Genomic DNA, 7,071 nt, shown 5'->3' on the forward strand with positions numbered 1-7,071 from the left:
GCGCCCCTTGCGGGTCAGCGGCAGCGCAGCGCCGGTCGGCCCTGCCCCTGCCCGGGACACCCCCGGGCAGGGGCAGGGCCGTACTCGCTACACACCCTCCGGGCCGCGCCCGGCGACGACGCTCAGCCGAGCTCGGCCGCGTACGGCGGCTCGGCTCCCCTCCGGGTACAGGTCAACGCCGCCGCGCGGGCGGCATAGGCCAGCACCTCCGGCCAGTCCACCGCACCGCCGGGACCGCCCCCCGGAGCCGCCAGCCGGTGCAGCAGCGCCGCACTGACCGTGTCGCCCGCGCCGATCGTGTCCGCCACCGCCACCGCCGGCGAAGCCACCGCATACCGGGCGCCCTCCCGCGTCCACACACTCATCCCCTGCGCCCCGCGGGTGAGCACCACCGCCGACGGCCCCGCCGCCAGCCAGTCCGCCACCCGCCCGCCCAGCCAGTCGGCATCGTCCTCCGACAGCTTGAGCACCGACACCGACGGCAGCCAGTCCAGGAACCGGGCCCGGTACGCCGCCGGATCCGCCACCAGCGCCGGGCGCACGTTCGGGTCCAGCAAGGTCAGCAGCCCCCGCCCGGCCTCCCGGCGCAGCAGGGCCTCGTACGCACTCGCGCCCGGCTCCAGCACGAGCGAGCAGGTGCCGAGCGCCAGCGCCCGGGCCTCCCGCGGCAGCACCCCGGGCAGCCGGAACAACCGGTCCGCCGTGCCCTCGACGTAGAAGCCGTACGCCGCCGAGCCGTCCGGGCCCAGCGAGGGCACGGCCAGCGTGGTGGGCTCCGGCCCGCGCTGCACCAGCGAGCAGTCCACCCCGGCCGCCCGCAGTCCCGCCAGCAGGCCCTCGCCGAACCCGTCGGACGACACCCGGGAGCAGAACGCGACCTCGGCGCCGAGCCGGCCCAGCGCCACGGCCGTGTTGTACGGGCCCCCGCCCGGCCGCGGCAGCAGCGCACCCGGCGGCTGCGCCACGGGCACCAGGTCGATCAGGGCTTCTCCACCGACGACGATCACGCGGGGGAAGGTATCCCATCCGCCGCCGGTATCGTCGGATGGGCCCAAAACCCTCACGCTCACGCCAGGAGAACCGCATGTCCGCGCCGCAGCCGCCCGCCGCAGCCCGCCGTACCGTGCTCAAGGGCGCCGCCGCGATCGTCGGGGCCGCCGGGGCCGGGGCGGCGCTCACGGGCTGCTCCACCGAGACCAACAGCGGCGCAGGCTCCCCGGCCGTTCCCACCGCCCCGGTGGAACTGGGCGCGGCCTCCGAGGTGCCGGTCGGGGGCGCGAAGCTGTACCGGGAGCGGAAGCTGGTGGTCAGCTGCCCGGCGGAGGGCCAGTACAAGGCGTTCAGCGCGCAGTGCACGCACGCCGGCTGCGTCCTGGACAAGATCGTCGAGGGGCAGGGCAACTGCCCCTGCCACGGCAGCCGCTTCGATGTCGCCACCGGGAAGGTGCTGCGCGGGCCGGCCACCGACCCGCTGCCGGCGGTTCCGGTCCGGGCGGAGGGCGGCAAGCTGATCGCCGGCTGAGCCCCGCGGCCACCGCGTCGCCCGCGGCCGCCCGAAGCCATCCGCGCAGCTCCCCGCGCCCCTGGCGGGGCGCCCCCTCAGGGGCGCGGGGAACTGCGCGCTCAGCCACGAAACATCCCGCACCCGACAACCGAGCAGGGGCCCCGGGGGCGCGGGGAACTGCGCGACCAGCCCCGCACGGCCCGCAGGCGACGACCGAGCAGGGGGCACCCCATCAGGGGCGCGGGGAACTGCGCGCTCAGGTACGGGCGGCCCGCACGTGATCGGGCAGGGGGCGCCCCCCCCAGCGGCGGGCGCGGAGCGTGGGGGCGCGGAGCGTACGGCTTGTCGGTGGGCGACAGTAGGGTGGCGGCATGGCCGACCCTTCCAGCTACCGTCCCCAGCCGGGACAGATCCCGGACTCCCCGGGCGTCTACCGATTCCGTGACGAGCACCGCCGCGTGATCTACGTCGGGAAGGCCAAGAGCCTGCGCCAGCGCCTGGCGAACTACTTCCAGGACGTGGCCGGCCTCCACCCCCGTACGGCCACGATGGTCACCACCGCCGCATCCGTCGAGTGGACCGTGGTGTCCACCGAGGTCGAGGCGCTCCAGCTGGAGTACTCCTGGATCAAGGAGTACGACCCCCGGTTCAACGTCAAGTACCGGGACGACAAGAGCTACCCGTCCCTCGCCGTGACCATGAACGAGGAGTTCCCGCGGGTCCAGGTCATGCGGGGGCCGAAGAAGAAGGGCGTGCGGTATTTCGGGCCGTACGCGCATGCCTGGGCCATCCGCGAGACCGTCGACCTGATGCTCCGGGTGTTCCCCGTGCGGACCTGCTCGGCCGGGGTGTTCAAGCGGTCTGCGCAGATCGGCCGGCCCTGCCTGCTCGGCTACATCGGGAAGTGCTCGGCGCCGTGCGTCGGCCGGGTGAGCGCCGAGGAGCACCGGGAACTGGCCGAGGACTTCTGCGATTTCATGGCCGGGCGGACGGGGGCCTACCTCTCCCGGCTCGAAGCGCAGATGCACGAGGCCGCCGAGGAGATGGAGTACGAGAAGGCGGCCCGGCTCCGGGACGACATAGGGGCGCTGCGCCGCGCCATGGAGAAGAACGCCGTCGTGCTGGCGGATGCCACCGACGCCGATCTGATCGCGGTCGCCGAGGACGAGCTCGAAGCCGCCGTCCAGATCTTCCATGTGCGCGGCGGCCGGGTCCGCGGCCAGCGCGGCTGGGTCACCGACAAGGTCGAGGCCGTCGACACGGCCGGGCTTGTCGAGCACGCCCTGCAGCAGCTGTACGGGGAGGAGACCGGCGAGGCCGTTCCCAAGGAGGTGCTGGTCCCGGTCCTGCCCGAGGACGAGGCCGCCCTCGGGCAGTGGCTCGCGGAGCGGCGCGGCTCCCTGGTGAGCCTGCGCGTGCCGCAGCGCGGGGACAAGAGGGCTCTGATGGAGACCGTCCACCGCAATGCCCTCCAGGCCCTGGCCCTGCACAAGACGAAGCGCGCCGCCGACCTCACCACCCGCTCCCGGGCCCTGGAGGAGATCGCCGAGGCCCTCGACCTCGACAGTGCCCCGCTGCGCATCGAGTGCTTCGACATCTCGCACCTCCAGGGCGACGACGTGGTGGCGTCCATGGTCGTTTTCGAGGACGGGCTCGCCCGCAAGAGCGAGTACCGGCGCTTCCAGATCAAGTCGTTCGCGGGCCAGGACGACGTCCGCTCCATGCACGAGGTGGTCTCGCGCCGCTTCCGCCGCTACCTCCAGGAGAAGCTGAAGACCGGCGAGTGGTCTCCCGAGGACGGGGACGCGGACGGGGACGGGGACGGGGACGGAGCGCAGGGGCAGGCGCCGGACGACGGGCGGCCCCAGCGCTTCGCCTACCCGCCGCAGCTGGTTGTGGTCGACGGCGGGCAGCCGCAGGTGGCCGCCGCCCGGCGGGCCCTGGAGGAGCTCGGCATCGACGACGTCGCCGTGTGCGGGCTGGCCAAGCGGCTGGAGGAGGTCTGGCTGCCCGGCGACGACGACCCCGTCGTCCTGCCCCGCACCAGCGAGGGCCTGTACCTGCTCCAGCGGGTACGTGACGAAGCCCACCGGTTCGCCATCCAGTACCAGCGCAGCAAGCGCGGCAAACGGCTCAAGGCCGGGCCGCTGGACGAGGTGCCCGGGCTCGGCGACACGCGCAAGCAGGCCCTGATCAAGCACTTCGGTTCGGTGAAGAAGCTCCGGCAGGCGACAATCGACCAGATCTGCGAGGTCCCGGGCATAGGACGCAAGACGGCCGAGACCGTGGCCGCGGCCCTCGCCCGGGCGGCCCCCGCCGCTCCTGCCGTCAACACGGCGACAGGAGAGATCATTGAGGATGAGACCCCCGCGGAGGCGGTGGGGGTACCGCCCGGCGGCAGCCGGGGGACATCGTCCGAACGGGGGACCGAGCAATGACCGAGCACGAGACCGAGTACGACCGAGACGGAGCACAGGTGAGTACGGGCACGACACCAGAGCCCGGCGAGAGCGCCGAGGCCGCCATCCCCGAGCTGGTGATCATCTCCGGGATGTCCGGGGCCGGCCGCAGCACCGCGGCGAAGTGCCTGGAGGACCTCGGCTGGTTCGTCGTGGACAACCTTCCGCCGGCGCTGATCCCCACGATGGTGGAGCTCGGCGCCCGCTCGCAGGGCAACGTGGCGCGGATCGCCGTCGTCGTCGACGTCCGCGGCCGCCAGTTCTTCGACGCCCTGCGCGAGTCCCTCGCCGACCTGGAGCTGCGCGGGGTCACCCGGCGCATCGTGTTCCTGGAGTCCTCCGACGAGGCCCTGGTGCGCCGCTTCGAGTCGGTCCGCCGCCCGCACCCGCTCCAGGGCGACGGCCGCATCGTCGACGGCATCGCCGCCGAGCGCGACCTGCTGCGCGAGCTGCGCGGCGACGCCGACCTGGTGATCGACACGTCCAGCCTGAACGTGCACGAGCTGCGCGCCAAGATGGACGCCCGGTTCGCCGGCGAAGAGGAGCCCGAGCTGCGGGCCACCGTCATGTCCTTCGGCTACAAGTACGGCCTGCCCGTCGACGCCGACCTCGTCGTCGACTGCCGCTTCATCCCGAACCCGCACTGGGTGCCCGAGCTGCGGCCCTTCACCGGCCTCAACCCGGAGGTGTCGGGCTACGTCTTCAGCCAGCCGGGCTCCAAGGAGTTCCTGGACCGCTACACGGAGCTGCTCCAGCTCATCGCCGCGGGCTACCGCCGCGAGGGCAAGCGGTACGTGACCATCGCCGTCGGCTGTACGGGCGGCAAGCACCGCAGCGTCGCCATGTCCGAGAAGCTCGCCGCCCGCCTCGCCTCCGAAGGGGTCGAGACCGTCGTGGTCCACCGGGACATGGGGCGCGAGTGACCGGACGTACCCTGAGGCTGCGCCGCCTGCGCCGCCTCACCTCGGGGCGGGGCGAGGACATCGCCGGCCGCACCGCGCCGCGCCGCGGCGCGGCCTCCAAGGGGGCCGCCCCCAAGGTCGTCGCCCTCGGCGGCGGCATGGGGCTGTCGGCCTCCCTGGCCGCCCTGCGCCGGATCACCGGCGAGCTCACGGCCGTGGTCACCGTCGCCGACGACGGCGGATCCAGCGGCCGGCTGCGCGAGGAGCTCGGCGTGCTCCCGCCCGGCGACCTGCGCAAGGCACTGGCCGCCCTGTGCGGCGACGACGACTGGGGCCAGACCTGGGCCCGCGTCATCCAGCACCGCTTCCAGTCCGCCGGCGACCTGCACGAGCACGCGGTGGGCAACCTGCTGATCGTGGCCCTGTGGGAGCAGCTCGGCGACCCCGTCCAGGCCTTGGACCTGGTCGGCAGGCTGCTCGGCGCGCAGGGCCGGGTGCTGCCGATGTCGGCGGTGCCGCTGGAGCTCCAGGCGATGGTCAGGGGCCACGACCCGGCCCGGCCCGCGGACGTCGACACCGTCCGCGGGCAGGCCACCGTCGCCACCACGCCCGGCGAGGTGCTGTCCGTGCACGTGGTGCCGGGCGACCCGCCGGCCGTGCCGGAGGCCGTGGCCGCGGTCCTGGACGCGGACTGGGTGGTGCTGGGCCCCGGATCCTGGTTCTCGTCCGTGATCCCGCACCTGCTGGTGCCGGAGCTGCTCGACGCGCTGATGGCGACCAAGGCGCGGCGGGTCCTCTCGCTGAACCTGGCTCCGCAGCCCGGCGAAACCGAGGGCTTCTCTCCGCAGCGTCATTTGGAGGTTTTGGCCCGACACGCCCCTAAACTCGCCCTGGACGTGGTGCTGGCCGACCAGGCCGCCGTGCCCGACCGCGAGTCCCTCGCCGATGCCGCGCAGCGCTTCGGCGCCGCGGTCGAGCTGGCGCCGGTGGCCAGGGAGGACGGCTCCCCGAAGCACGACCCGGAGCTGCTGGCCGCCGCGTACGACCGTATTTTTCGGATGCATGGAAGGATCGGCCCATGGCGATGACGCCAGCGGTGAAGGATGAGATCTCCCGGCTCCCCGTCACCCGGACCTGCTGCAGGAAGGCGGAGGTCTCGGCGATCCTTCGGTTCGCGGGCGGGCTGCACCTGGTGAGCGGCCGGATCGTCATCGAGGCGGAGCTGGACACCGGGATCGCGGCCCGGCGCCTGCGCAAGGACATCCTGGAGATCTTCGGCCACTCGTCGGACCTGGTGGTCATGGCCCCGGGCGGCCTGCGCCGCGGCAGCCGGTACGTCGTCCGGGTCGTGGCCGGAGGCGACCAGCTGGCCCGCCAGACGGGGCTCGTGGACGGCCGCGGCCGCCCGATCCGGGGCCTGCCCCCGCAGGTGGTCTCCGGGGCCACCTGTGACGCGGAGGCGGCCTGGCGCGGTGCCTTCCTGGCCCACGGCTCGCTCACGGAGCCGGGCCGGTCCTCCTCCCTGGAGGTCACCTGCCCCGGCCCGGAGGCCGCGCTGGCCCTGGTGGGCGCCGCCCGCCGGCTCTCCATCGCCGCCAAGGCGCGCGAGGTGCGCGGGGTGGACCGGGTCGTGGTCCGCGACGGCGACGCGATCGGCGCCCTGCTGACCCGGCTCGGCGCCCACGAGTCGGTGCTGGCCTGGGAGGAGCGGCGGATGCGCCGCGAGGTCCGCGCCACCGCGAACCGTCTCGCCAACTTCGACGACGCCAACCTGCGCCGTTCGGCGCGGGCCGCCGTGGCCGCCGGGGCCCGCGTCCAGCGCGCCCTGGAGATCCTCGGCGAGGAGGTCCCCGAGCACCTCGCCGCCGCGGGCCGGCTGCGCATGGAGCACAAGCAGGCCTCCCTGGAGGAGCTCGGCGCGCTCGCCGACCCGCCGCTGACCAAGGACGCGGTCGCCGGCCGGATCCGGCGCCTGCTGGCGATGGCCGACAAGCGGGCCCAGGACCTCGGCATCCCGGGCACCGAGTCGAACCTCAGCGAGGAGATGGCCGACAACCTGGCCGGCTGAGCGGCCGCGGCCCGTACGCCGCGGGGGGGGGGGCCCCCCCCCCCCCCCCCCGGGGCCGCGGCCCCCCCCCCCCCCGGGCCCCACAACCCCCACAGCCCCCATTGACAGGAACAGGGGCCGGCTGGGGCAGGGGGGGCA

General features: G+C 74.4%; 6 protein-coding genes. 5 read left to right on the plus strand and 1 reads right to left on the minus strand.

Features of this window, described 5'->3' with window-relative positions:
• Positions 1-122: 122 nt before the first annotated feature.
• Positions 123-1,007, minus strand: a complete 885-nt coding sequence (locus ACIQUT_RS25295) for a carbohydrate kinase (protein ID WP_403565881.1) — start codon at positions 1,005-1,007, stop codon at positions 123-125.
• Positions 1,008-1,084: 77 nt separating this feature from the next.
• On the opposite strand from ACIQUT_RS25295, the gene ACIQUT_RS25300 reads away from it, so the two are divergent.
• The 5 genes from ACIQUT_RS25300 (at position 1,085) to whiA (ending at position 6,933) form a co-directional block, all read left to right on the plus strand.
• Positions 1,085-1,522: a Rieske (2Fe-2S) protein gene (locus ACIQUT_RS25300; RefSeq protein ID WP_403565883.1), complete on the plus strand. Its 438-nt coding sequence runs from the start codon at positions 1,085-1,087 to the stop codon at positions 1,520-1,522.
• 353 nt (positions 1,523-1,875) lie between these two features.
• Positions 1,876-3,942 (plus strand): excinuclease ABC subunit UvrC, encoded by a 2,067-nt coding sequence (gene uvrC / locus ACIQUT_RS25305; RefSeq protein ID WP_403565884.1) that lies wholly within the window; start codon positions 1,876-1,878, stop codon positions 3,940-3,942.
• On the plus strand, positions 3,939-4,886 hold the full coding sequence (gene rapZ, locus ACIQUT_RS25310; RefSeq protein ID WP_403565887.1) for an RNase adapter RapZ: 948 nt from the start codon (positions 3,939-3,941) through the stop codon (positions 4,884-4,886). Before uvrC ends, rapZ begins: the two co-directional genes overlap by 4 nt.
• Positions 4,883-5,953, plus strand: coding sequence for a uridine diphosphate-N-acetylglucosamine-binding protein YvcK (gene yvcK / locus ACIQUT_RS25315; protein WP_403565888.1), 1,071 nt, complete (start codon positions 4,883-4,885; stop codon positions 5,951-5,953). Before rapZ ends, yvcK begins: the two co-directional genes overlap by 4 nt.
• Positions 5,944-6,933: a DNA-binding protein WhiA gene (gene whiA, locus ACIQUT_RS25320; protein WP_179172094.1), complete on the plus strand. Its 990-nt coding sequence runs from the start codon at positions 5,944-5,946 to the stop codon at positions 6,931-6,933. The genes yvcK and whiA overlap by 10 nt, the downstream gene beginning before the upstream one ends.
• The last annotated feature ends 138 nt before the right edge of the window (positions 6,934-7,071 follow it).

The sequence above is a fragment of the Streptomyces sp. NPDC090445 genome, from assembly GCF_044769385.1.
GTDB lineage: Bacteria > Actinomycetota > Actinomycetes > Streptomycetales > Streptomycetaceae > Streptomyces.

Bases quoted from the DNA above. Each gene is read 5' to 3' on its own strand.
- ACIQUT_RS25300 (WP_403565883.1), top strand. From the start codon at position 1,085: ATGTCCGCGCCGCAGCCGCCCGCCGCAGCCCGCCGTACCGTGCTCAAG.
- uvrC (WP_403565884.1), top strand. From the start codon at position 1,876: ATGGCCGACCCTTCCAGCTACCGTCCCCAGCCGGGACAGATCCCGGAC.
- rapZ (WP_403565887.1), top strand. From the start codon at position 3,939: ATGACCGAGCACGAGACCGAGTACGACCGAGACGGAGCACAGGTGAGT.
- whiA (WP_179172094.1), top strand. From the start codon at position 5,944: ATGGCGATGACGCCAGCGGTGAAGGATGAGATCTCCCGGCTCCCCGTC.